Here is a 25,102-nt window from a genome sequence, read left to right as displayed (position 1 = left end):
GAATCTCCTAAAGGTTAAACTACAGCCATTAATGTCGCATTACCCCCTGCAGCGGCAGTATTTACGCTTAAAGACTGTTCCACTAAAAGTCGCTCAAGATCGTACTTCGCACCACTTTCAATCGCAGATGTACTCAGGGCTTGCGGTTGAATTACGATGGCACTGTTTTGTGCGAATTCTTTTGCGATCTGCTTCAATTCCTGAGCGTCTCCTTCTACAAGCACCGCATCCACTCTATATGTTGATAGCAATGTGGCAATGTTTGCTGACACGCTAGGATTAGAATTTTTATAAATACTAATGCCTCGTTGAGCAGTAGCATTAGTTGATTTAGATGCATCTGAAGATTTAGGAGACTTCGAAGGATTAGAAGTTTTTGATGAATTCAAAGTATTCGTAGAGTTATTAGAATCAGCTCTACCAACAACTGCAACGACCTCTGAATTTAAGCTTTGTAAATCTGGCCATCCCGCAAACAAGGCGTTATTACCAGTTATTGAGCATGCTTCTAATTGAGCCCGTGCTCCAGTAGCAGTCTGTGCAAGACATAAAACATTACCACGAGGGCGTACGAAATAAAAGTTCTCCTCGCCTGTAGGAGTCGGCATTTTTAGTTTTGCGGATAATGGATCGCTTGAAAGCACATCTCTAACGCAATCATGCCCCCCTTCTGCTAATAACCTGTACTGATACAGAGGTCCACCAGCTTTAGGACCAGTACCTGAAAGTCCCATGCCTCCAAAAGGTTGTACACCCACAACTGCACCGATAATATTTCTGTTGATATAAAGATTACCTGCTTTCACACGGCTAGAGACATCATCTACAGATTCGTTAATGCGAGAATGCATGCCAAATGTCAGTCCATAGCCACTTAAGTTTATTTTGTCAATAAGCTCATTTAGGTTACGTCTATTAAATCTAACGACATGAAGAACTGGCCCGAATACTTCTTTTTTGACGTCGGTAACATCGTTAACTTCAATTAATGTTGGAGCTACGAATGTACCTTTTATTACTGAGTCGTCCATCTTAGTTTGATGGATCTTAAAGCCTTCAGAACGCATGTGCTCAATATGGTCAAGTATGTTTTTCTGAGCCTCTGCATCAATTACTGGACCAACATCTGTAGAAAGTCTATCTGGATTACCTACCTTCAGTTCATCCATATTTCCCTTAAGCATAGTAAGAAGCGAATCTGCAACATCCTCTTGAACACATAATATGCGAAGGGCTGAGCATCTCTGACCTGCAGAATCAAATGCTGAAGACACTACATCGACAACAACTTGCTCAGCTAAAGCGGAGGAGTCCACAATCATTGCGTTAAGACCACCAGTTTCGGCGATAAGTGGTATAGGCTTACCGTCTGACACAGACCTATTTGAAAGCACTTTGGCAATGCTTTGTGCTACAGCCGTCGAGCCAGTAAACATAACCCCTTTTACACGTTCATCTGCTACTAATGCTGCACCAATATCACCCGCACCAGGCACAAGTTGCACAACGTCCTTAGGAATACCTGCCTCGTGCAAAGCTTCTACGGCATAATAAGCAATCAGTGGTGTTTGCTCTGCTGGTTTAGCTAAGACTACATTGCCAACAGAAAGAGCTGCTGATATCTGCCCCATAAATATGGCCAATGGGAAATTCCAAGGGCTAATGCAAACAACTGGACCTAGCGGTTTGTTTTGAGGATTTGAGAGCTTTGTTTCTACTTGATATGAGTAATATCTCAGGAAGTCTACTGCTTCGCGGATTTCTGCGACGGCGTTTGAAAAGCTTTTGCCTGCTTCACGGACAGCTAGTGCGATAAAAAATTCATCCTTAGACTCTATTATGTCAGCCGCTTTTTGAAGCATACCAGCCCTATCCGATGCACTCAAAGAGCTCCAACTTGCAAATGCAGTTTCTGCTTTAGTAACCATTTGCTCGGCCTCAGACTTAGTCGCAAATGCAACCCTACCAATGGTATCAGAGTGGTCAGCTGGATTTTTAGTCTCATGTGCTCGAGACGAATCCGTAGCTACAGACTCCAATCCAGTAGGCATAGAAACCCATTCTTTGCTAGTAGCCTCAGTCAGCCCGTCCGCTAATTTACGTAAACGTTGTTCATTTGAGAGGTCGATACCACGAGAATTGAGCCTATCCTGACCTTGAGCTTTATATAAATCTCGTGGCAATGGAATCATTTCATGCGGAGACCCAACTGGACTCACGGCAAGTGCCTCATCTACTGGATTTACAATCAAATCGTCGATAGAGACATTTTCGTCGGTGATGCGATTTACGAATGAAGAATTAGCCCCGTTTTCTAACAGACGACGAACTAAATATGCAAGCAATGTCTCATGTGTACCAACTGGAGCATAAATCCTGCAAGGACGACCTAATTTTCCATCTTTTACGTCACCAACAACTTCTTCGTATAGAGGTTCGCCCATCCCATGCAAGCATTGAAATTCAAACTTACCATGATAGAAATCAGGTCCTGCCATATGGTAGATTGAGGCTAGTGTCTGAGCATTATGTGAGGCAAATTGAGGGAAAATTTCATCTTTAGCTGCTAGCAATTTTCTAGCGCATGCAAGGTAGGACACGTCGGTATGGAATTTACGAGTATAAAGTGGATATCCGTCTAGACCATCGACTTGTGCACGTTTTATTTCAGTATCCCAATATGCACCTTTCACTAGACGAATCATCAAACGACGATTGGTGCGACGGGCTAAATCAATTAACCAATCTATAACAAATGGCGTTCTTTTTGAGTATGCTTGAACTACAAACCCTATGCCCTTCCAACCTGCAAGTTGGGGTTCATGACATAATTTTTCTAATAAATCTAGGGATATTTCTAAGCGATCCGCCTCTTCCGCATCGATATTAATACCTATATCGTATTTATGAGCTAGGAATGTAAGGTCTCTTAGACGTGGATAGAGCTCTTCCATAACACGGTCAATTTGAGAGCGAGAATATCTAGCATGCAATGCAGACAATTTAATTGAGATACCTGATTTCTCGTAGACATCACGACCAGTCGCAGCCTTTCCTATCGCATGGATTGAGTCTTCATATGCTTTGTAATAACGCAATGCATCCTCATCGGTCATCGCAGCCTCACCCAACATATCGAAAGAATAGTTAAAACCCTTTTCAATCATGGATTTGCCGTTTGAAAGGGCTTTTTCAATGGTCTCACCACGAACAAAATGCTCACCCATAATGTGCATCGCTTGATCTACACCCTTACGAATTAGGGGCTCTCCACCACGTGCTATCAGTTTAGTTAAAGATGCTGAAAGTGATGCTTCTTTTTGTGGACGTACTAGTTTTCCAGTAATCATAAGTCCCCAAGTCACGGCATTAACAAACATCGAACTACTTGAGCCTAGATGTGATTTCCAGTCACCTTTTGCAATCTTATCTTTTATTAAGGCATCACGTGTGTGATTATCTGGTATGCGAAGAAGAGCTTCAGCCAAGCACATGAGGGCAATACCTTCCTCACTACTTAAGGAATATTCATGAATTAAACCATCAACACCACCACCCGTTCGCTTCTCGCGTAGCTTGGTTACTAAGTCTCTTGCAGTATCTGCAATTGCGGATCTAAGTTCGCCTGGGTTGGCAAGTTCTAATAATGGTGGAAGACACTCTGTTTCAGGTCTTCTGTAAGCGGCCGTAATTGCGGCTCTTAAGTCAGATTGGCTCAATACAGAACTTGCAAACTGCTGAAATGGCTTTGTACTGCTCTCTACTCTAACTTCTGGTGTGGTGGAACTCAAGATAAACTCCTTCAATTCGAAATTCCAAAAAAAATTCTATTGACCTATTTAAAAAAAATAAATAAGAAAAATCCCTAGTTTAGTGTGTTAATATACAAGCTCATTTGAACCCGACACACGCATATATGCTTACTTACCCTCAAATTGACCCTGTAGCCATTGACTTAGGTTTTATTAAAGTCCATTGGTATGGAATCATGTACCTTGTTGGTTTTTTCTTTGCGTGGCTGTTAGGTAGGTACCGCATAAAAAAAGGATATTTTAATATCTCTTTCAATAGATTTGAGGATTTACTCTTTTGGAGCATATTGGGAGTAGTATTTGGCGGTCGTCTAGGATACGTACTTTTTTATAATCCAGTCTACTATTTCTGGAATCCACAAAAGATATTTGCTTTCTGGGACGGAGGCATGGCTTTTCATGGAGGGTTGATAGGCGTTACCATTGCCATGGCATATTTTGCTTATAAAGAAAAAAAACATTTCCTAGAAGTGACAGATTTTGTATCACCCCTAGTACCTCTTGGTTTGGCATTTGGTCGTCTTGGTAACTTTATAAACGGTGAACTTTGGGGGCGTGTTACAGACGTACCATGGGCCATGATATTCCCTGGCAGTGACGGTCAACCTAGGCATCCTTCGCAACTGTATCAAATGATGGGAGAGGGATTTTTACTGTTTCTTATCGTTTGGATTTACTCAAGTAAGCCACGACTTATAGGTAAAGTGAGTGGACTTTTTGTTATGGGCTACGGTGTGTTTAGATTTTTAGCAGAATTTGCTCGCGAACCCGATAGACAACTCGGTTATCTTGCGTTTGGTTTAAGTATGGGTCAATGGCTATCAGTTCCTATGATATTACTAGGATTGATTGTTTTTTTAAGGCCTCTGAAACGTATGGCTACCAGAGGCCCATCTCAAGATACTGTGACTAGAGATACTATTTAGCAAATATTTCGCCAGTAAAGGATACACTTACATCTACTGAACCTGGTGACACTGGAAGACCACCTGCTTCTTTAAAGTTCATAGCTGCATCCACAACTCTACCGAAATTACCATTTGTGAAATAATCTGGAATATTTCCGTCCATACCAACAGAGCCTATAGTGTATGAGGTATAACCAAATGCTTTTATAACTCTGTCTGCTTTATCTTTGAATTCATCAGCCGCTTGTTGAAGGATTTCAGCTTCAGCCGCTTTTCTAGCTGATTGACTAAGCGAAAAATTCATATTATCTGGAATCATAATATTATTAGTAGCTTTAATAAATTCTTCAATTTTCTTAAAGTCCCCTCCAGCAACACTAACAGATCCCTGTACATTCCAAATTATTTCATTTTTAGAAAGAGAGGAACTACCGTAGTGTGGATACTCCTTCCAGAAATTGAAGTTATTTGTAGATACCTGTAACTCTGGAAAATCTTTAGATAACTCTAATACCTTTTTCATAGCATTATTAACTTCAGCAGTCATTTCTTCAAGTTTTTCTCCACCCTTTTCTGTGCGAAGAGTCAATTCTATAAAGTCAGCTTTAACTTTTTTATGTACACTCGAACTAATAGTAAATCGAGCTGATTTAACATCATTTTTTGAATCGTCCATAGTTGTAGTTTTGGAGTTGTCTTTAATAGAATCTTGTGCTTGATTTGGAGCTACTAGATTTTGATTTGGAAATGCTTGTGTAGTAGCAGGTGCGGAATTACTTTCAGCCGTTTCAGGTACGGCTGGGGCGGTTTGAGTTTCCTGTGCATATAAAGGTGCAAATGCAACTGTACTCAAGGCTAAAGCTAAAATTGAAAAGTGTCTTTTGGTCATAATGTGCTCCTATAGTTGAACAACCGAGACCAAAAGTTAATCTAAAGTACTAGCTGCCTGATCTAACAAACAATTGATTTCTGCTATACGCTTATCGACCTCATAAACAGGAACACCACTAAAAGGACCCTCTTTAGACTGCATCTTTAAAAAATCTAATGCAAGCTTAAGACATCCTAAAATAGCTACTCTCTCAATTGCTAGATTTGGAGATGATTGCTTTATAGATCTCAAAAGCTCATCTACTTTTTTAGCTGAAAGTAAAAGTGCTTCCTTATCCTGAGGTTCAGTAGTTAAACTTATGGCACGGTCAAGGATATTTATATCAACTTTTTCCATATATTATTCACCTTGAACATCATTTGAAATATTTTCTAAAACATGTGCTACACGAGAACGGATAGACCCCATCTCCTCCTTCCAGGTGGCAATGGTCCCCGTGTTCTGCTCGTTAGCTAATTCTAAAACACGATTTCTTTCTTTGAGAGATTTGACTTCACTTTTATATATATTCTGAGTAGATTCCAAAAAGCCCTCAAGCTCTTTAACTTTGTCTGTAAGCTTAGTAATTTGCTCAGAATCATCTTTAGCTTTTTGCTTAGATTCTAGAATTTGAGTTTCATAATTAGAGACCAACTGACGCAATCTATTTCTCTCATTAAATAAAACCTGATTCTGCTCAACTACTTTTTGAGTTTTAGCTATGATTTGATCAAGATTTGAAAGCATAATATCTAGAATCTACTACAAGAAAATAAAATAACTCTTAGTTTATTATATAAATCCTGTTTAAATGGGTAATCCACTATTTCCCAATGCAAAATCTACTAAAAATTTCACCTAAAAGATCGTCTGCTGTAAATTCACCTGTAATTGTATTTAGGTGTTCTTGAGCTAACCTTAAATGTTCGGCGAACAAATCAAGACCACTGTAAGCAATTTCTTTTGCAATCTCAAGCTGAGATTTGGCTTCAGATAAAGCATTCATATGCCTAGTTCTCGCTAAAAACAGCCCTTCCGATTCACCCTCCCAACCTGCCACTTCGAGCAAAGCTTTTCTGAGCAAATCCAAACCTGCACCTGTTTTAGCAGATAAGTAAATTACATTATTATCTTGTGCTGGTTGCTTATCGATTAAATCAATTTTATTTTGAATATAAATTGTCTTAACTGATTGAGGAATTCTACTCAAAACTTCTTGTAATTTGGGGCTGATTTCCTCTCGCGGATCCTGCAATATCAAGGCTACATCAGTATCTTGCAATGTCTTTTCTGATTTTTTAATCCCAATTTGCTCAACCAAATCTTCGGTTTCTCGCAAACCTGCAGTATCCATAAAATGAATTGGAACCCCGTCAATGTGTATAAAATTTTTAACTACATCGCGCGTTGTGCCTGCTATATCGGTTACGATAGCCACCTCTTCACCTGACAATGCGTTTAGCAATGATGACTTTCCTACATTAGGCATGCCGATAAGGGCTACTTTTAGCCCCTCTCGCATAATGGTTCCCTGATTTGCCTGAGAAATAATACCTTCTAGCAATTTCCTTATTTCATTTAACTGACCCAATGCATCAGCAGCTTCTAGAAAATCTATCTCCTCTTCTGGAAAATCCAAAGTAGCTTCCACTAGCATTCTGAGGTTTATAAGTTTAGAAACGAGCTCATGAATACGATCTGAAAACACCCCTTTTAAACTACGAAGAGCCATCCTCGCTGCTTTCTCGCTAGTGGCATCTATTAAATCAGCAACACTTTCAGCCTGTGTAAGATCAATCTTATTATTAAGAAATGCTCGCTTTGTAAATTCGCCTGGTTCTGCTAATCGTGCACCTAATTCAATACAACGCTTCAAAACCATATTGAGAATTACAGGCCCCCCATGCCCTTGAAGCTCAAGAACATCCTCTCCCGTAAAACTATGAGGTGCTGGAAAATATAAAAGTAATCCATTATCGATTGCAGCGCCATCATCATCAAAAAAATCAGTATAGGTGGCAATGCGCGGCTTTGGATCCAATCCATTTGTTAATGCTCTAGCAAACCCTGCCAATTCCTGTCCTGACACCCGCACGACCCCAATACCCCCACGACCAGGGGCTGTCGCAATAGCAGCAATAGTATCCTCGTGCATATCAGGCTTGAACGCTCTCTATGATTTCTTTTGTGACTATAGTTTGAGACTTATACTCGATGGCAATATGTCCACCAAGCTCCGTAAGGGCTATCTCATAAACTTCACGCTTAAATTCAATTACTTGATGTAGAGGTACACTATAGTTACTCCACCTCCAAGCATCAAATTCAGGATGGTTGGTACTTCTAAGATTTATATCCTTATCCCGTCCCAAAAGGCGAAGCATAAACCATATCTGCTTTTGCCCTTTATATAAACCTCTAGAATCTCTCCGAATATAGTTTTCAGGCACGTTATAACGCAACCACTCTCCAGTACGTCCAAGTAACTGCACATGCTTTGGTTTGAGCCCAAGCTCCTCATAAAGCTCTCTGTACATGGCTTGTAGTGGCTTTTCGCCATACTTTATGCCACCTTGAGGAAACTGCCAAGACCTTTCACGTATACGCTTACCCCAAAATACCTCATTCTTAGAATTAACTAAAATAATACCTACATTAGGACGGTAGCCATCGCGGTCAAGCATTCACTACCTCTAAAATTTAAAATACAATTGTCTAATTATATTAGGAAATGAGTACTTAAGGAGATAAAACTTGCTCGCTTCAAAATACCACATCAACACATTAAAAGAGGCTCCAGCTGAGGCTGAGGTCGTTAGTCACAAGTACATGCTACGTGCTGGCATGATTAGAAAATTAGGTGCTGGTATTTATACATATATGCCCTTAGGGTTTAAGGTACTAAAAAAAGTTGAAGCTATAGTTCGTGAAGAAATGAATCGTGCAGGTGCTATTGAACTTCTTATGCCTATAGTGCAACCTGCGGAATTATGGATGAAAACCGAACGTTGGAATGCGTACGGACCCGAGCTTTTACGTTTTAAGGACAGACATTCTCGTGACTTTATTATTCAGCCTACTTCAGAAGAAGTGATTACCGATATTGTGGCTAATGAAGTTCATAGCTGGCGTCAATTGCCACTTAATTTCTATCACATACAAACTAAATTTCGTGATGAGCGCAGACCTCGTTTTGGTCTAATGCGTGGTCGTGAATTTCTGATGAAAGATGCATATTCATTCGATCGCACAGAAGAAGAGGCAAACATAAGCTATCAAAAAATGTACGATGCGTACGTGCGTATATTTACTAGATTAGGTTTGAAATTCCGTGCGGTTAATGCAGATACTGGCTCTATTGGCGGTTCACGAAGCCATGAATTCCAAGTTATTGCTCAGACTGGTGAGGACTTAATTGTTTACAATCCACAATCTGAATATGCAGCTAATATTGAACTTGCAGAAGCAGTATCACTTATTGAGAAACGTGCTGAACCCACTAAAGAGCTTGAGTTAATTGAGACTCCTGATTGCGTTAAATGCGAACTCGTTGCCAAATTTTTAAATGTACCTCTAGAGACAAATGTTAAATCCGTAGTATTTAGCATTCAAAAGAATTCGGGAGAGCATGTTATTTGCATGCTTTTAATTCGTGCTGACCATGAACTAAACGACGTTAAGGTTTCTAAACTTGAACTTTTCAAAAATGCAAAATCCTATGATATGGCTTCGGAAGAGCAAATCAAGGAGTATTTTGGAACTACGCCTGGGTATTTAGGGCCTGTAAAACCCCTAAAAGATGTGGTTGTCATAGCCGATAGAACAGTGGCAAATATGTCAGATTTTATTTGTGGCGGAAATAAAGATGGCACCCACTATGTGGGGGTGAATTGGGGTCGTGATTTACCTGAACCACAAGTTGAGGACATACGTAATGTTGTAGAGGGGGATCCCACATCTGATGGGGTTGGCACCCTAGCCATAGATCGTGGCATTGAAGTTGGACACGTATTCTTTTTAGGAGATAAATACTCCTCTAAATTACGTGCAGTCTATCTCGATGAAAATGGTAAGGAAGCTGTTATCCAAATGGGTTGTTACGGAATAGGTGTGAGTCGAATTGTCGCTGCCGCTATAGAGCAAAATCACGATGAAAATGGCATTATTTGGCCTCTTCCTATGGCTCCATACGAAATAGTAATATGTCCTATCGGATGGTCTAAGAGTGAAGAGGTAAAAAATAAATCACTCGAGTTATATGAGCAACTTAAGGCCGAAGGATACGATGTAATTCTCGATGATCGTGATTTAAGAACTGGAGTGATGTTTACCGAATGGGAATTGATTGGTGTGCCTATTCGCATAACTGTTGGTGACCGTGGTCTCAAAGATGGTGTTATTGAGGTTCAAAAACGTACCGAAAAAGAGGCCAAAAAATTGTCATTAAATGAAGTAATTAATTACGTAAAATCTGTTTATGATGAAATGTCTATTCGTGTATAGTTATACAGATGAAATTAAGCACAGATAATCGAAAATTCGTGTTCCCCGTTCGTGTCTATTATGAAGATACCGATGCAGGAGGCGTTGTCTTCTACGCAAATTATCTTAAGTTTTGCGAGCGGGCCAGGACGGAGTGGCTTAGAAAATTAGGATTTGATCAGAGCAAGTTGGATTCTGAATTAGGTATTATTTTTGTAGTAGCCGATACTAGTCTTACATACAAAAAACCAGCCAAACTAGATGATATTCTCAGTATTCATACAATTGTTGAATCAATGGGCAAAGCTTCCATAGTTTTCACACAGGATGTTTATAGAGATAATGAACTCCTAGTTAAAAGCAGGATTACCGTTTGTTGTATAAAAAGAGATGGTTTCAGACCGAGTGCAATACCTGAAAGCGTACGATTATCTTTTGAATCTGTCATGAGTCCGAGGATTACGAATGAATGAAGTAGCTATTAATACACCAGATAAGATGTCCATACTTACTTTAATAACAGATGCAAGTTTGCCTGTACAGATAATTATGCTTTTGTTATTGGTTTTATCTGTTGTGTCTTGGGCGATTATATTTTCAAAATTTACCCTCCTATTAGGCTCGAACACCAGTAATAAAAATTTTCTTAATGATTTTTGGAGAGGGGGTGATTTAACTGATCTTCATTCCAAAATTCAAAAGGCTCCACGCAAGTACGGCATAACTGCTAGAGTTTTCGAAGCTGGTATGACTGAATTTTTAAAAGCCAGATCAAAAAAACTGTCTCCCGAACTTCAAACTCTCGCTGCCGACAGGGCTATGCAGGCTACTTATAATCGTGAAATGGACGGGCTTGATAGCCGATTAAGTTTTTTAGCGACTGTCGGTTCTGTGAGTCCCTATATTGGATTACTTGGTACTGTATGGGGTATTATGCACTCTTTCTTAGGATTAACTGCTGATACCACTGCTACGCTTTCTGCGGTTGCACCTGGTATTGCAGAGGCTCTTATTGCCACAGCAATAGGCTTGTTTGCAGCTATTCCAGCCTCAATCGCATACAACTCTTTTTCCAGATCGATAGATAAGGTTTCTACAAATACTGAAGGGTTTATGGACGAGTTCCTCAATATCCTTCAACGACAAGCATCTTAGGAGGCATTATGTCTCGCAGATCATCTAGAAGATCCACAAAAAGACGTTTCAAAAATGAAATGAATGTCGTGCCTTATATCGACGTTATGCTTGTGTTGCTAGTTATATTTATGGTTACTGCACCACTTATAACGCCAGGACTTATTAACTTACCAACTGTAGGTAAAGCTGCAAATGTTCCTGTAACTCCAGTTGAAGTTCAACTTGAACAAAACGGCACTATTAGCGTTAGATTACGAAAGCCTGGGGTGGATTTTGAAGAAACAACGGAGGCTATGGTTGCAAATAAAATTAAATCAATGATGACAGATGAAAACACCCCCGTTGTAATTTCTGCTGACGGACAAGTGGCTTACAAGGACGTTGTTAAATTGATGGACAGCCTAAGAGCTAGTGGTATAGCCCGCCTCGGACTTATGGTAAATAAAGAAAAAGGCGAAAACCCTTCTACTAAAAGGTCAAATTAAGCGACTTATGACTAAGCGCAATCCAGCTAATTACAACACAAATGACAGAGAAGGCAAATTTTATTTGCTATCTTTTGTTTTGCATGTGATTTTGTTTGTTGTGCTTGGATTAAATTTTTTTAACAATATAGAGTCGGCTAGTGGACCCGTGCAACTTGAATTGTGGGCCGAGGGTGAAGAGCAGGTGCCATTGCCACCCAAAGATGTAGCGGTCGACCAGAAAGTCACTCCTGAGGATACGGTCGTTGAGCCAGAACCAGCTCCTGAGCCAGTTTTGGTGCCACCTATTGAACAAGCACAACCTGAAGTACCACAGCCTGAGCCAGCAGTTATTCCCCCTTTGCCTAAGCCTGATGTTGTACCAGAACCTGAACCTCAAATTGATCCTCAAATTGCTTTAGAAGAGCAAAAAAAGAAAGAGGAAGAAGAAAAACGCAAAGAGGAAGAGGCCCGCAAAAAAGCCGAAGAAGAAAGACGCAAAGCGGAAGAAGCTCGCAAAAAGGCTGAGGAAGAACGTATTGCCAAAGAAAAAGCTGAAGAAGAGAAACGCAAAGAGGAAGAGGCTCGTTTGAAGGCTGAGGAAGAGGCCCGCAAAAAAGCTGAGGAAGAAAAACGCAAAGAGGAAGAAGCTCGTTTGAAGGCTGAGGAAGAAAAACGCAAAGAGGAAGAGGTCCGCAAAAAAGCGGAAGAAGAAAGACGCAAAGCGGAAGAAGCTCGCAAAAAGGCTGAGGAAGAACGTATTGCCAAAGAAAAAGCTAAAAGAGATGCCATTCGTGGAGATATCATGAGCCGTGCAGGAATTAAGGGCGGACAAAATAATACGAACCAAATTGGTGGCGGTGGAGGAAACTCTGAATATATTCGCAGGGTCCAAGCTTGTGTACAACCCCATCTAAAATTCAATGGACCGAAGAAGTTAAAGCTAAATTACAAAGTTGTACTAGGTCCAAATAATAAAGTTCAGTCGTCAACTGTTGTCGTGACCTCTGGAAATAAAGCTTTTGATACTGCAGTTTTGCGGGCAATTTATCAATGTAATCCTTTCCCTAAACCGCCTAAGGGTAATGTTATTCAGGGTCCTTATATATATACACCTCGTTAATTTTGTAAATTAACGTAACATTGATTTTCAAACTTACAATTCAAAAAAGTTTTCACTTGATAAACTATTCACTAAAAATATTTTTTCGGATTTATTATGGTCTTAACTCGTTTCTATAAATTTATTGCGTTTCTAGCATTTACTACATTCGCATTTTTATATTCTCAAATTACATTTGCACAAGTTGAAGTGCCATTGTCTGGAGTTAATACGGTAGATAACCGCTTGCCTATTTATGTGGCAGATTTTATGGGTCCTAGGGGAAAGCAAATTGCTGATATAGTCGCAAAGGATTTGACTAATTCTGGTCAGTTTAATGTGACTCGCATTGCCAGCATATCAAAAGACCCTCACGATAAATTAGATTGGGATAAACTAGTCGACTTATCTAAGGGGGCAAATATAGTTACTGGTTTTGATAATAAGGACCATGTTCACTATAGATTTTTAGACCCTATTCAGCAAAAGGTACGTGAGGAGGCTCGTGTATCTAACCCTTCTCAAAGGGCTATTGCTCATAAAATCTCAGATTATGCTTATGAGCAAAGCATAGGTTTGAAGGGTGCATTTTCTACGAAGATTGCTTTTGTATCAGGGCGTTCGCTTTATATATCGGATTATGATGGACACAATGCGAAAGTTCTTGTATCTGGAGCTACTATCATCTCACCTGCATGGTCACCAGATGGTAGTAAGATTGCCTATGTGAGCTTTGAATCTGGTAAGCCCATTGTTTATGTACAACAGCTTTCCACTGGAGTACGCATACCTGTAGCTAGTTTTAAGGGTAATAATAGTGCACCTGCATGGTCTCCGAGTGGTGTTTCATTGGCGGTTGCATTAAGTAGAGATGCACTTTCAGATATTTATTTAGTCTCAAGCGATGGAACTACTAAATCTCCACGTTCACTGTCATCTTCACCTGAAATTGAAACTGAACCCTTCTTTTTTCCAAATAATTCTGGTTTGGTTTTTGTATCTGATCGTGGAGGTAGCCCTCAAATTTATAAATCAGGTCTTAATAATGGACCTGCTTCGAGAATAACTTTTAATGGATCTCAAAATTTATCGCCTAGAATTTCACCAGACTCAAATAGTCTTGTTTTTACCAGCTTGCGTAAGGGTAAATATGTTATTGCTCTTATGAATTTAGCTTCAGGAGATGAGAGAGTAATTTCAAGTGGTCCAGATGACCTATCCCCTACTTTCTCTCCCAATGGCATGAATGTTATGCATGTTTCATCAGGTAAAATCAAAATTTCTAGTACAGTAAGTAATTTTTCAATAACAATACCTACTCAAGGTGCAGTATCGGCTGTTGCGTGGGGACCATTCATCAAATAAAGGAGAAAATTATGTCATTAAGAAAATTTAAAACCTTATCATTAGCGTCACTAGTTTTAGCTTTAGTTGCTTGCTCAACCACTGAAACTAATAACACTACTGATACTAACAATAATGTGACTAACACGAATGGTTCCAACCAAGTGATTATGGACCCATTTAATCCTGCTAGTCCACTTTATCAAAATAAATCTGTGTATTTTGCATTTGATAGCTATACAGTTGAACCTGAATACAATGAAATGATTCAAATGCATGCGAAATACCTTTCTTCTAATCCAACTCGTACAGTTCGCGTTGAAGGAAACACTGACTTAAGAGGTAGCTCAGAGTACAATCTTGCACTTGGTCAAAGACGATCCGTTGCTGTTGCTAGACTTTTAAATCAATATGGCGTTAATTCAGCTCAGCTTGAAGCAGTAAGCTTTGGTAAAGAAAGACCTCAAGCAACAGGTAATTCTGAAGAAGCTCATGCACAAAACCGTAGAGCTGACATTCAGTACATGAAATAGGATCTAAGTTCTCATGAACAAATCACTAATTAACAAATTAGTAGTTGCTAGTTTTTCAGTCATAGCCTTTTCTTCACCAGCTATGGCTGAAGATGAGGAAGCACGCAGAGCAATCTTAGAGCTTAGAGCTCAAATTAAACATTCAGATGCGATGCGTAATGAGCTTTCAAATCAGATAGTCTTACTACAAGAGGATATAAGAAAGTTAAGAGGTCAAGTCGAAGTACTTTCTAATAGTATCCGTAAGCAAAACATGACTTTAAAGGGTACTGGTGATATTACTGCCCCTACACAAGTGGGAGACCCTACTGAACAAAATGCATATGATACTGCTTTAGACTTATTTAGACAGGGTAACTATCAAGCTTCTGCCACTGCCTTAGCTAATTTTACTTCCGCATACCCTACGAGTGTTTTAGTACCTAGTGCACTTTTTTATGAAGGTGGAAGTAGATATGCAATTAAGGATTTTAAAGGCTCGATTAGCACTTTAAATAGGATGGTTGAACAGTACCCTAACGACCCTCAAGCAGGTGATGCCCTTCTTGTGATTGCAGGGAACCATTACGAACTTAATAATATTAATGAGTATAAAAGCACTTTGAACCGCATTATTAAACAGTATCCAGGCACTCCAGCTGCGGACACTGCAAAAGAACGCTTAAATATGAATTAATATGATTTCAGAAGTAGCTATTAACGATATCCCCTTTGCTTTTAAGGATGAAGGTAAAGGGGTTCCTCTTTTATTGATTCATGGATCGCTTTGTGATTATCGCTATTGGCGAGCACAAGAAAAATCCCTATCTCAAAATTTGCGTTTAATCATACCAAGCCTTACCTATTACTGGCCACATAAATCGAATCCCGAGCATTTCAATTACACTAATCATGCAGAAGATCTAGTGCATTTAATGGACCATCTCGGCATAGATAAATTTCATGTGCTTGGACATTCCCGAGGTGGTGGCGTGGCAATGCAACTTGCTCTAAACTTTCAAGATAGAATTCAGTCACTAATATTAGCTGACCCAGGTATAAGAACAAAAAAACAATTAACTGAAGGATTAGCCGGTCGACGTGAGTCCCTTAAATACATAGTAACCGGAGAAGTCGAAAAAGGTGCTCAAATTTTCGTAGATTTGGTTAGTGGTGCTGGAACTTACGAAAAAATGGTCCCATGGTTTAAAGAAATGGTGCATGATAATGTGCACACGCTTTTAGTGCAAAAAAATGAACCACCATTTTTAATTGAAGATAAAAACCTTGAAGGTTTAGATAATTTGATTCCTATATGTTTAATAGGCGGTGGGGCTAGTCCTGAACCATTTCCATCAATAGTAAAAGAATTGCACGATATGTGGTCCGCATCTGAATATCATACAATTGAGCAAGCATCTCACGGTATGAATTTATCGCATCCACATATGTTTAATGAGATAGTAGCCAACCATGTAAACAAAAATAAAAAGGGCTAATTGCTTAGCCCTATTGAGTTTTAATACGCTACAGACTTGATGTCATTTGCCTTACATGAGAAAGATTTGGTTTCATGATTACTTAATTTAAGTGAAAACTCTACCTCATCCCCTACATTAACCTCATGTTTTGATAGCATAACGTGATAGCCACCACTTTTGAAATTAACTGTTGATTTAGGTGCCACCTCTACCCAATCAACTGATCTCATGCCAGCCATAACCCCTTCCGCTGTATATGTTTCGTGCATGTCTGCTTCCTTAAATTTTTCAGAAGAAACTCCCACGATATATGCAGTTTCAGTTTCGCTATTATTTGTCACGTCAAAATAAAGAGCAGAAAACCTATCGGAAGGGAAAAGCCTAATCCAGCATTTATTAACTTCTAAATCATTAGAAGAAATTTTAGTTACTGGAGCGTTTTTTTTTCAACGTCATTTTTTTGCTCGTGATCTTTGTGCATATCCATAGATTCATCAGTGTTAGTTTTAGTTTCTGATGCAGGAGCAGTTTCGTCTTTAGCTGGTTCTGTAGCTGTACCTGGAGGAATTGGAAGTGGAGTTACTGGAGTAGCAGCAGCCTCATCTTTTTTCATTTCGTCCTTTTTCATATCCATAGACTCGTCAGTATTAGTCTTCATTTCTGAAGATGGTGCAGCTTGGTCTTGAGCAGCTGGTGCTTCTTTAGTTTCAGCTGGTTTAACAACTTCTGTGTTCATAGACTCATCTGTGTTAGTTTTCATTTCAGAAGGTGCAGTTTGAGCAAAAGCAACTGAACCGAAAGCCAAACCTAAAGATAAAAATAGTGCTGATTTCATAAAAATCTCCTTTTTTTAAAATGTTCGAGTATTCTACTTATAAAAAATCTGAATATTTAATTATTGAAATATAGAAAAAGATTTTTTACTATCTGCAACATTGCACTAATTGAAATATCAAAATTTGATATATTTTGTAAACAAACTATAACTCGCTAGGGAGATTAAATGAAAAAATTATCTTTATTAATAGCTGGACTAGTTTTAGCATCTACACAAGTTCAGGCAGATACATTAGAAACTGTTAAAAGCCGTGGACATGTTGTGTGTGGTACTACGACTGGGTTCGCAGGTTTTTCTGCTCCAAATGATAAAGGCGAATGGGAAGGTTTAGATGTTGACCTTTGTAAGTCAATAGCTGCCGCTGTTTTTGGAGATGCATCTAAATTTAAAACCGTCCCTTTAAACTCTCAACAAAGATTTACTGCTCTTCAATCGGGTGAGATAGATATTCTTACTCGCAATACTACAGTTACTCAACAACGTGATACTGCCATCGGTCTTATGTCTCCAGGCGTTAATTTTTATGACGGTCAGGGCTTTTTAATTAAAAAGGATTTAGGCGTTAAAAGTGCAAAAGAGCTTGATGGAGCTACAGTCTGCATGCAAACTGGTACCTCAAACGAAAACACCATGGCTGACTGGGCTAGGGCTAATAAAATCACTTATAAACCAGTAGTATTTGATCAGTTTAATGAAGTGGTTAATGCGTTTGCCTCTGGTCGTTGCGATGTATTTACTACAGATGCTTCTGGATTAGCATCAATTAGAATCTCTAAATTATCTAATCCAGATGACTACGTTGTATTGCCAGAGATTATTTCTAAAGAACCTTTGGGACCTTTTGTACGTCAAAGCGATGACAAATGGTTCAATATTGTTAAATGGGTTATGCATGCTCAGTGGAATGCAGAAGAGCTTGGCATTACTAGTAAAAATGTAGATGAGCAGAAAAATTCAACAAATCCTAACGTGCAACGCCTTCTTGGTGTAACCGAAGGTAGCGGAAAAAATCTAGGCCTAAGCGAAGACTGGGCTTACCAAGTAATCAAGCAAGTGGGTAATTACGGTGAAAGTTTTGATAGAAACGTTGGAAAAGACAGTGCTCTTAAAGTTCCTCGCGGTCTAAATAAACTTTATACTGATGGTGGTCTGCACTACGGTCTTCCAATTCGTTAATTTCTAAAATTTAGGGCTCGTTAAAAATCGCCCTTGAAATTTCAGAAATAGCCCATATAATTAGCACTCATAAGCATTGAGTGCTAATTTTTTACATTGTTACTTATGAGGAGTACATTCATGGCATTACGTCCATTACAAAATTTAGTGGTTATCAAAAGAGTAGATAACAAAAAAACAACTGAATCTGGCATTATCCTAGCTGGCAGTGCAGAAGAAAAACAAGATATTGGTGAAGTAGTTGCGGTAGGTCCTGGTCGTAAATCTGAAAGTGGTCAACTTATTTCTGTAGACCTTAAAGTTGGTGATCGTGTACTTTTCGGTAAGTATGCAGGTCAAGCAGTAAAAATGGACGGTGAAGAATTACTAGTTATCCGTGACGAAGAAATTCTTGCTGTAGTTGAATAATCGAATTTTGACCCCACATTTTAATTATTAGATAAAAATTAGGAATTACTAAAATGACAGCTAAACAAGTATTTTTCGGAGATGACGCTCGTTCTCGTATCGTTCGTGGCGTTAATGTATTGGCGAATGCAGTTAAAACTACTCTTGGACCAAAAGGACGTAATGTTGTATTAGAGCGTTCATTCGGTGCACCACTTGTAACAAAAGACGGCGTTAGCGTTGCCAAAGAAATTGAACTTAAAGATAAATTTGAAAACATCGGTGCACAATTAGTGCGTGAAGTTGCTTCTAAAACTGCGGATAATGCGGGTGATGGTACTACAACTGCTACTGTTCTTGCTCAAGCTATCGTAGAGGAAGGTCTTAAATATGTAGCAGCTGGTATCAATCCTATGGATCTTAAACGCGGTATTGATAAAGCGGTTGCCGCTTCAGTTGATGAACTTCAAAAGCTTTCTCGCCCAAGTTCTACTTCAAAAGAAATTGCTCAAGTAGCTTCTATTTCAGCAAATAGCGACACATCAGTTGGTGAAATTATCGCTAATGCTATGGACAAAGTAGGTAAAGAAGGTGTTATTACTGTAGAAGACGGTAAATCACTAGAAAACGAACTAGATGTAGTAGAAGGTATGCAATTTGACCGTGGATATCTATCACCTTACTTTATTAATAACGGTGAAAAACAAATTGCTGCTTTAGATGATCCATATATCTTAATCCACGACAAAAAAATCTCTAACATTCGTGATCTTCTACCAGTTCTTGAGCAAGTAGCTAAAACTAGTCGCCCTCTTCTAATTATTGCAGAAGATGTTGAAGGTGAAGCTCTTGCAACTTTAGTAGTAAATAATATCCGTGGCATTCTTAAAACTGTTGCTGTTAAAGCTCCTGGCTTTGGTGACCGTCGCAAAGCTATGCTTGAGGATATCGCTGTATTGACTAATGGTGTTGTAATTTCTGAAGAAACAGGTATGTCTCTTGAAACTGCTACATTAGAAAATCTTGGTCAAGCTAAACGTGTTGAAGTCGGCAAAGAAAGCACTACTGTTATCGATGGTGCTGGTGCAGTGGATAAAATCGAAGAACGCGTGAACTTAATCCGTCGCCAAATCGACGAATCAACTTCTGATTATGATCGCGAAAAACTTCAAGAGCGTGTTGCCAAATTAGCTGGAGGTGTGGCTGTTATCCGTGTTGGTGCTGCTACTGAAGTTGAGATGAAAGAGAAAAAAGCTCGTGTAGAAGATGCTCTTCACGCAACTCGTGCTGCTGTGGAAGAAGGTATTGTTCCTGGCGGCGGTGTTGCACTACTTCGTACAAAACAAGCTATCGCTGCAGTTAAAGGCGATAATGCAGATCAAGATGCAGGTATCAAACTTGTATTACGTGCTATTGAAGCTCCATTGCGTACAATTGTTTCTAATGCAGGCGAAGAGCCAAGCGTAGTTCTAAACAATGTGCTTAATGGTGAAGGCAATTACGGCTACAACGCAGCAACTGGTGAATACGGCGACATGATGGAGCAAGGCGTTCTTGACCCTACTAAAGTTACTCGTAATGCACTTCAAAACGCTGCATCAGTAGCAAGCTTACTTCTAACCACAGAAGCTGCTGTAACTGAAGTAGTTGAAGATAAACCAGCTCCTGCTATGCCTGATATGGGTGGCATGGGCGGTATGGGTGGCATGGGCTTCTAATCTGAAGTAGTCACTTCTTATCTGATCTATAAAGGCATAGACTTTTGGGTTTATGCCTTTTTTATTGCCATAAGTTATAATTTTTGGGTTTTAAAACATTGCCATAATTATGTCCAAAGACTACGAAAGTCCTTACAAAAGCAAGCTTTCCTATAACAGAATTTGGAATGCTACTAAGTATTCATTTCAAGGTTTCAGGTCTGCTTTTAAATATGAGGCTTCTTTTTGTCAGGAGTTTCTGATTTGCTGTTTTATGGCTCCTTTGGCTTTTGTACTAGGCAGAACACCGCTTGAAATCATAGTCTTGATGTTTACATTGTTTTTAGTACTTATAGTTGAGTTACTAAATTCTGCATTAGAGACATTGGGCGATCGTATTATTAACGACTACGACGAGATGATTAAGAGAGCAAAAGATCTTGGTAGTGCGGCCATTTTTTTGTGTTTAGTATTTTCGTTTTTCACATGGCTTTATTTTGTGATTCGCTATATAGCCCACTGAAAAACTTGAATTAGAAGCCCTGATTAATTCACTAACTAGCCAACTTAAAAATCCTTGATATGAAATTTACTGAGAAACTCTCTAATTCATGGACACAACAACAGTCTGCTTTAATGTTAGGGCTTGATCCAGATATCTATAGACTCCCAGCAAACTATAGATCTACTACAGAAGGCGTGTATAAATTTTGCTGTGATATGGTTGATGCCTGTGCTCCCTATGTTTGTGGATTTAAACCACAAATTGCATACTTCGCATCATTGGGTGCAGAGCGTGAATTAGAGCGTATATTCGAATATATACGTTCCACATATCCAACTCATATCTGCATTTTAGATGCAAAAAGAGGCGATATCGGAAGCACTGCAAAACAGTATGCTATCGAAGCATTCGAGCGTTATGGAGCTGATGCAGTTACCGTAAATCCTTATATGGGATTTGATTCAATAGAACCGTATCTTGAGTGGAGTGACCGTGGGGTAATCGTACTTTGTCGCACCTCTAATTCTGGTGGATCTGATGTGCAATTTTTAGATGTATCTGTGGATGGAAGGACATTGCCACTCTACCAACATATTGCGAAATTGGCAGCTACAAAATGGAATTCTAGTGGGCAAATTGGACTGGTTGTTGGGGCTACATTTCCCGAAGAAATTAAGCACGTTCGCGAGATTATTGGAACGCATATGCCTCTTCTAATTCCTGGGATAGGTGCTCAGGGAGGCGATATAGAGGCTACTGTAGCGGCTGGCATAAATTCTGAAGGTCATGGAGTGATTATCAACTCCTCCCGTGCTATTTTATATGCTAGTGATGGCGATGATTGTCTAAAAGCTTCCGCTGATATGGCTAGAAATACGAGGGATAAAATTCAAGAGGCTATCGCTAAAAACGTTTCTAAAGCATAGTGGGCTGACTGATTACGTATCTCTTCACGATCACCTGAAAAATGCTCAACACGTGTTTGAACTTGAATTTCTCCATCCTCAGATCGTAAACCAAAGCCAAAACATACGGTACCAACAGGTTTTAAATCAGAACCTCCTCCAGGTCCTGCAATACCAGTAACTGAAATAGAGTACTTGCAATTACTAAAGTTTAATAATGCACCGTATGCCATCTCGAATGCAGTCTCTTCACTGACGGCACCATGTTCAGAGATAACCTCCTCAGGAACGCCCAACAAAGCCGTTTTGGAAGCATTCGAATAAGTAACTACACCACACTCAAACCATGCACTCGATCCCGCAAGATCCGTACACAATTTCGCAATCAACCCACCAGTACACGATTCTGCTGTACACAACATACTGCCTTTAGGCTTTAAGAAAACTGCAATTTTTTCAACTAACGAACGCATAGAATTTAATCCACATTATAAATTTGAAAGCCAAAACTGCATAAACTGCGGCCAATACATCATCAAACATCATCCCAAAAGAAGATGTCAGTTTGCGGTCAAAATATGCAATGGGAAATGGCTTCCAGATATCAAACACCCTAAATAAAATTACCGCAAATAAATCGTACGCAGAGCTTTGATACTTTAAAATGCAAAATAAAATAAGGACGGCAACAATCTCATCCCACACGACAGAGCCACTATCATGCTCCCCGATATCTTTAGTGGTACATTTACAAACCCATAAACCTATCAAAAATCCAAGTACAGTAATTACATAAACCGCAATATGTGGCAATGCAATATACTTCAATAGCCACCAAATAAATAGCCCAATAAATGATCCCCAAGTACCTGGACCTGGCTTAATTAACCCAGACCCAAAGCCCAAAGCTAGGATTCTGTAGGGCTTTTTAAGCATCCATGAAAAATTCATACGCACAGAATTAGTAGGCAATAGGGCAGATACTTTTGTATTCGGTTTCATATTAGAAATGCTGAAAGCCCTTATAATCGACCTCGATGAGTTGACCATCCTGAAAAACTTGAACGAGGGCTGAGTCTTTTTTTAAAGAAGCCAATTCATCGAGATGACCATGATTAGCGGGTTTTGAGAGTAATGAGGGTTTTGAGCCTTTAGGACCTAAAATACCATCGACTTCTTGAGCACAAACCATACCAATCCGAGTAAGTTTCATACCTAATCTAGTTGATATGCTTTCGATTTTCTCACGATGACGAGCTGGTGCCGTAAAACACAACTCATAATCATCACCTCCAGATAACATTGCCTCCCTGAGATGCTCATAATCAACAAATTTACTTATATTTTTGTTAAAAGGAATACTTTCAATTTCTATATGAGCAATTTTATTACTGCTTTTCATAATATGCCCTAAATCCTGAAGTAGCCCATCCGAAATATCAATACAAGAATTTGCATAAGGATATATAGCACGACCTAGATTTAATCGGGGCTCAGGCATCTCAAGTGCCTCACGACCTAACTCGTAAATCGAATTACTGTATAGCTCATCTAAAAGACCAGCTTTACTTTTATAAGCTAAACTCGCACTTCCCAGTTCGCCCGAAACCCAAATATCATCAGCATGTCGGGCTCCTGCTCTAGTTAAAAAATTTCTGGGAGACCTGACACCTCTATCTGTAACACGTCCAAAAACAGTTACATTAATAACTTTGACCTTAGGGCTTTTAGACATATCACCCCCCAACAAGGGGCATCCATATTTGAGAGATAATGCCTTAAATCCATTTGCAAAATCGCTTACCCATTGTTCATCTACTGATGGCAATGCCAACGACAATAAACACCCAATTGGCTTAGCCCCCATCGCAGCCAAATCAGATAAATTGACGGCAAGGGATTTGTGCCCTAGACGATACGGTTCCACATCAGAAAAAAAATGCTGCCCTTCAATTAATAGGTCAGCACTAGTGGCAATATGTGATTCACGTGGTCCTATACTAAATACTGCACAGTCATCACCAACTGTGATTGGAATGTTATGTGTAGGCTTTGAAAAACTAAAATACTTTTCGATAATATCGAATTCGCTACTCATGAACTCTTATCTTTTCGGCTAGTTTATCTAAAGCACCATTAATAAATTTAAATCCATCAGTCCCCCCGAACTCTTTAGCTAATTCGATAGCTTCATTTATAACTACTCGATACGGAGTTTCTGGGAAATGTAGCAATTCATAAGTTGCAAGTAGCATGATGGCATGCTCAACTGGCGAAAGTTCAGAAGCAGAGCGACTTATAAATGGGGCAAACTCCTCTCTAAGAGAATCAGCATTTTGAATTACTCCATAAAGAGAAGTTTTATAGAGATTTAAATCCGCAAAATCAAAGTTTTCCTGTTCTCTGATATGAGAATCTACGCTGGCAATGTCCTGGCTTTCATTAGATAAAAGCCAAGAATACAAACCTTGCACTACAAGCTCTCTAGCTGTGTGTCTAGCACTGGTGCCGATTTTTTGCCCCATTAAATAAAGCCTCCAAAAATATTATTTGCGACGATCTTCTTCATCGTCTCCATCATCGTCATCATCTTCGAAGTCATCGTCATCGTCGTCTTCTTCATCATCTGAATCATCTGAATCATCGTCTTCATCTTCGAAGTCGTCTTCGTCCTCTTCATCGTCCTCGTCATCGAAGTCTTCATCTTCGTCTTCGAAGTCGTCCTCGTCCTCATCTAACTCGAACTCTTCTTCATCGTCATAATCCATGTCGTCTTCACCATCGACGAAATACTCAAAATCCTCGTCTTCGTCAATATCTTCACCCTCTGGCACGAGAGCTACCATAAGATTAGCCAACTCAACCGCAACCACTGCACAATCACGACCCTTTTCCTCAGCCCTTTGATGTGCTTGGTCTGCAGATTCTACAGTAAGAACGCCGTTTGCGATAGGGATATTCATCTCGAGAGAAACTTTTGAAATAGCAGATGCACTTTCATTAGCCACAACATCAAAATGATAAGTATCACCTCGAACAACCGCTCCAAATGCGATCAATGCGTCGAATTCGTAACTCATAGCCATTTGTTGTAAAGCTATACCAAGCTCAAGAGAGCCAGGAACAGTAACAACCATAACTTGGCTTTCATCGACTCCTAAACTCTCAAGCTCGTCGAGGCAAGCTTCTAGTTCGGCATATGCAATTTCTTCGTTAAATCTGCTTAGAGCGATACCAATATAAAGGTCTTCTCCGTTGCGATCTGGTTCCATAGTGTAAGGTTTCATAGAAGCTCCTAAGTAAGTAGTGGTGTTAAAGATTATAAATTAATTATACGGATTTAGACTTGACACCAATATTAAGGGTGGACAATTTTATCCACCCTCAAGCTTAATTTCCAAACTGCTCACACCAAACACTCAAGCTTAATTTCCGAGCTACTCACATCAAACAAGCAAGCTTAATTTCCAACCTAATCGTA

The 25,102-nt window shown here is 39.4% G+C and carries 28 protein-coding genes; 15 read left to right on the top strand and 13 right to left on the bottom strand.

The window, feature by feature from the left end:
- Positions 1-14: 14 nt before the first annotated feature.
- Positions 15-3,791 (bottom strand): trifunctional transcriptional regulator/proline dehydrogenase/L-glutamate gamma-semialdehyde dehydrogenase, encoded by a 3,777-nt coding sequence (gene putA / locus KUI_RS01945; protein WP_014840182.1) that lies wholly within the window; start codon positions 3,789-3,791, stop codon positions 15-17.
- 125 nt (positions 3,792-3,916) lie between these two features.
- On the opposite strand from putA, the gene lgt reads away from it, so the two are divergent.
- The gene (gene lgt / locus KUI_RS01940) at positions 3,917-4,738 is read left to right on the top strand and encodes a prolipoprotein diacylglyceryl transferase (protein ID WP_014840181.1); all 822 of its coding nucleotides are present in this window, start codon (positions 3,917-3,919) and stop codon (positions 4,736-4,738) included.
- Here the strand turns inward: lgt and KUI_RS01935 are convergent.
- The 5 genes from KUI_RS01935 to KUI_RS01915 all read right to left on the bottom strand — a co-directional run bounded on the left by KUI_RS01935 (position 4,731) and on the right by KUI_RS01915 (position 8,275).
- A complete protein-coding gene (locus KUI_RS01935; RefSeq protein WP_014840180.1) occupies positions 4,731-5,609 on the bottom strand; it encodes an SIMPL domain-containing protein in 879 nt (292 codons plus the stop codon). The two genes, lgt and KUI_RS01935, sit on opposite strands and share 8 nt — an antisense overlap.
- 36 nt (positions 5,610-5,645) lie before the next feature.
- Positions 5,646-5,948, bottom strand: coding sequence for a cell division protein ZapA (locus KUI_RS01930; protein ID WP_013522156.1), 303 nt, complete (start codon positions 5,946-5,948; stop codon positions 5,646-5,648).
- Positions 5,949-5,951: 3 nt separating this feature from the next.
- Positions 5,952-6,338: a hypothetical protein gene (locus tag KUI_RS01925; RefSeq protein WP_013522155.1), complete on the bottom strand. Its 387-nt coding sequence runs from the start codon at positions 6,336-6,338 to the stop codon at positions 5,952-5,954.
- A gap of 76 nt (positions 6,339-6,414) precedes the next feature.
- The gene (gene mnmE / locus KUI_RS01920; RefSeq protein WP_014840179.1) at positions 6,415-7,746 is read right to left on the bottom strand and encodes a tRNA uridine-5-carboxymethylaminomethyl(34) synthesis GTPase MnmE; all 1,332 of its coding nucleotides are present in this window, start codon (positions 7,744-7,746) and stop codon (positions 6,415-6,417) included.
- Position 7,747: 1 nt separating this feature from the next.
- A complete protein-coding gene (locus tag KUI_RS01915; protein WP_013522153.1) occupies positions 7,748-8,275 on the bottom strand; it encodes an RNA pyrophosphohydrolase in 528 nt (175 codons plus the stop codon).
- Between the two features lie 70 nt (positions 8,276-8,345).
- Between KUI_RS01915 and KUI_RS01910 the strand changes: the two genes are divergently transcribed.
- The 9 genes from KUI_RS01910 (at position 8,346) to KUI_RS01870 (ending at position 16,131) form a co-directional block, all read left to right on the top strand.
- Positions 8,346-10,094 (top strand): proline--tRNA ligase, encoded by a 1,749-nt coding sequence (locus KUI_RS01910; protein WP_013522152.1) that lies wholly within the window; start codon positions 8,346-8,348, stop codon positions 10,092-10,094.
- Between the two features lie 8 nt (positions 10,095-10,102).
- Complete coding sequence (gene ybgC, locus KUI_RS01905; RefSeq protein WP_013522151.1) at positions 10,103-10,546, top strand: tol-pal system-associated acyl-CoA thioesterase; 444 nt, start codon at positions 10,103-10,105, stop codon at positions 10,544-10,546.
- Positions 10,539-11,228 carry a protein TolQ gene (gene tolQ, locus KUI_RS01900; protein ID WP_013522150.1) on the top strand — a complete coding sequence of 230 codons (690 nt, stop codon included), beginning with the start codon at positions 10,539-10,541 and terminating at the stop codon, positions 11,226-11,228. The genes ybgC and tolQ overlap by 8 nt, the downstream gene beginning before the upstream one ends.
- Before the next feature lie 8 nt (positions 11,229-11,236).
- Positions 11,237-11,695, top strand: coding sequence for a biopolymer transporter ExbD (locus KUI_RS01895; RefSeq protein WP_013522149.1), 459 nt, complete (start codon positions 11,237-11,239; stop codon positions 11,693-11,695).
- Between the two features lie 7 nt (positions 11,696-11,702).
- A complete protein-coding gene (tolA, locus tag KUI_RS01890) occupies positions 11,703-12,797 on the top strand; it encodes a cell envelope integrity protein TolA (RefSeq protein WP_014840178.1) in 1,095 nt (364 codons plus the stop codon).
- Between the two features lie 96 nt (positions 12,798-12,893).
- Positions 12,894-14,141, top strand: a complete 1,248-nt coding sequence (locus KUI_RS01885) for a PD40 domain-containing protein (RefSeq protein ID WP_014840177.1) — start codon at positions 12,894-12,896, stop codon at positions 14,139-14,141.
- 11 nt (positions 14,142-14,152) lie between these two features.
- The gene (gene pal / locus KUI_RS01880; RefSeq protein ID WP_014840176.1) at positions 14,153-14,653 is read left to right on the top strand and encodes a peptidoglycan-associated lipoprotein Pal; all 501 of its coding nucleotides are present in this window, start codon (positions 14,153-14,155) and stop codon (positions 14,651-14,653) included.
- Between the two features lie 13 nt (positions 14,654-14,666).
- Positions 14,667-15,329 carry a tol-pal system protein YbgF gene (ybgF, locus tag KUI_RS01875; protein ID WP_013522144.1) on the top strand — a complete coding sequence of 221 codons (663 nt, stop codon included), beginning with the start codon at positions 14,667-14,669 and terminating at the stop codon, positions 15,327-15,329.
- Position 15,330: 1 nt separating this feature from the next.
- Positions 15,331-16,131: an alpha/beta fold hydrolase gene (locus KUI_RS01870; RefSeq protein WP_014840175.1), complete on the top strand. Its 801-nt coding sequence runs from the start codon at positions 15,331-15,333 to the stop codon at positions 16,129-16,131.
- Between the two features lie 20 nt (positions 16,132-16,151).
- Here the strand turns inward: KUI_RS01870 and KUI_RS01865 are convergent, their stop codons facing one another.
- Complete coding sequence (locus KUI_RS01865; protein ID WP_258521767.1) at positions 16,152-16,535, bottom strand: copper chaperone PCu(A)C; 384 nt, start codon at positions 16,533-16,535, stop codon at positions 16,152-16,154.
- Positions 16,536-16,540: 5 nt separating this feature from the next.
- Entirely contained in the window at positions 16,541-16,948 is a 408-nt protein-coding gene (locus tag KUI_RS01860) for a hypothetical protein (RefSeq protein WP_013522141.1), read from the bottom strand.
- Between the two features lie 168 nt (positions 16,949-17,116).
- Here KUI_RS01860 and KUI_RS01855 point away from each other — a divergent pair, with 168 nt between their 5' ends.
- The 5 genes from KUI_RS01855 to pyrF all read left to right on the top strand — a co-directional run bounded on the left by KUI_RS01855 (position 17,117) and on the right by pyrF (position 21,642).
- On the top strand, positions 17,117-18,127 hold the full coding sequence (locus KUI_RS01855) for an amino acid ABC transporter substrate-binding protein (protein WP_014840173.1): 1,011 nt from the start codon (positions 17,117-17,119) through the stop codon (positions 18,125-18,127).
- Positions 18,128-18,247: 120 nt separating this feature from the next.
- Entirely contained in the window at positions 18,248-18,535 is a 288-nt protein-coding gene (locus KUI_RS01850) for a co-chaperone GroES (RefSeq protein ID WP_013522139.1), read from the top strand.
- 53 nt (positions 18,536-18,588) lie between these two features.
- A complete protein-coding gene (gene groL, locus KUI_RS01845; RefSeq protein WP_013522138.1) occupies positions 18,589-20,232 on the top strand; it encodes a chaperonin GroEL in 1,644 nt (547 codons plus the stop codon).
- Between the two features lie 109 nt (positions 20,233-20,341).
- A complete protein-coding gene (locus KUI_RS01840; RefSeq protein WP_014840172.1) occupies positions 20,342-20,734 on the top strand; it encodes a diacylglycerol kinase in 393 nt (130 codons plus the stop codon).
- A gap of 59 nt (positions 20,735-20,793) precedes the next feature.
- Entirely contained in the window at positions 20,794-21,642 is an 849-nt protein-coding gene (gene pyrF / locus KUI_RS01835) for an orotidine-5'-phosphate decarboxylase (RefSeq protein ID WP_081482426.1), read from the top strand.
- Here the strand turns inward: pyrF and KUI_RS01830 are convergent.
- The 5 genes from KUI_RS01830 to ribH are packed head-to-tail and all read right to left on the bottom strand — an operon-like array spanning position 21,606 to position 24,908.
- Complete coding sequence (locus KUI_RS01830) at positions 21,606-22,094, bottom strand: CinA family protein (protein ID WP_013522135.1); 489 nt, start codon at positions 22,092-22,094, stop codon at positions 21,606-21,608. The two genes, pyrF and KUI_RS01830, sit on opposite strands and share 37 nt — an antisense overlap.
- Positions 22,078-22,623, bottom strand: coding sequence for a phosphatidylglycerophosphatase A family protein (locus KUI_RS01825; RefSeq protein WP_013522134.1), 546 nt, complete (start codon positions 22,621-22,623; stop codon positions 22,078-22,080). The genes KUI_RS01830 and KUI_RS01825 overlap by 17 nt, the downstream gene beginning before the upstream one ends.
- Position 22,624: 1 nt before the next feature.
- Positions 22,625-23,719, bottom strand: coding sequence for a thiamine-phosphate kinase (thiL, locus tag KUI_RS01820; RefSeq protein ID WP_014840170.1), 1,095 nt, complete (start codon positions 23,717-23,719; stop codon positions 22,625-22,627).
- Positions 23,712-24,146 carry a transcription antitermination factor NusB gene (nusB, locus tag KUI_RS01815; RefSeq protein ID WP_013522132.1) on the bottom strand — a complete coding sequence of 145 codons (435 nt, stop codon included), beginning with the start codon at positions 24,144-24,146 and terminating at the stop codon, positions 23,712-23,714. Before nusB ends, thiL begins: the two co-directional genes overlap by 8 nt.
- Before the next feature lie 21 nt (positions 24,147-24,167).
- On the bottom strand, positions 24,168-24,908 hold the full coding sequence (gene ribH / locus KUI_RS01810) for a 6,7-dimethyl-8-ribityllumazine synthase (RefSeq protein WP_014840169.1): 741 nt from the start codon (positions 24,906-24,908) through the stop codon (positions 24,168-24,170).
- Positions 24,909-25,102 lie beyond the last annotated feature (194 nt).

Source organism: Taylorella equigenitalis ATCC 35865, from assembly GCF_000276685.1.
In the GTDB taxonomy this organism is placed as follows: domain Bacteria; phylum Pseudomonadota; class Gammaproteobacteria; order Burkholderiales; family Burkholderiaceae_B; genus Taylorella; species Taylorella equigenitalis.
The sequence above is the reverse complement of the archived record's forward strand: the minus strand, read 5'-3'. Positions and strand labels throughout refer to the sequence as shown.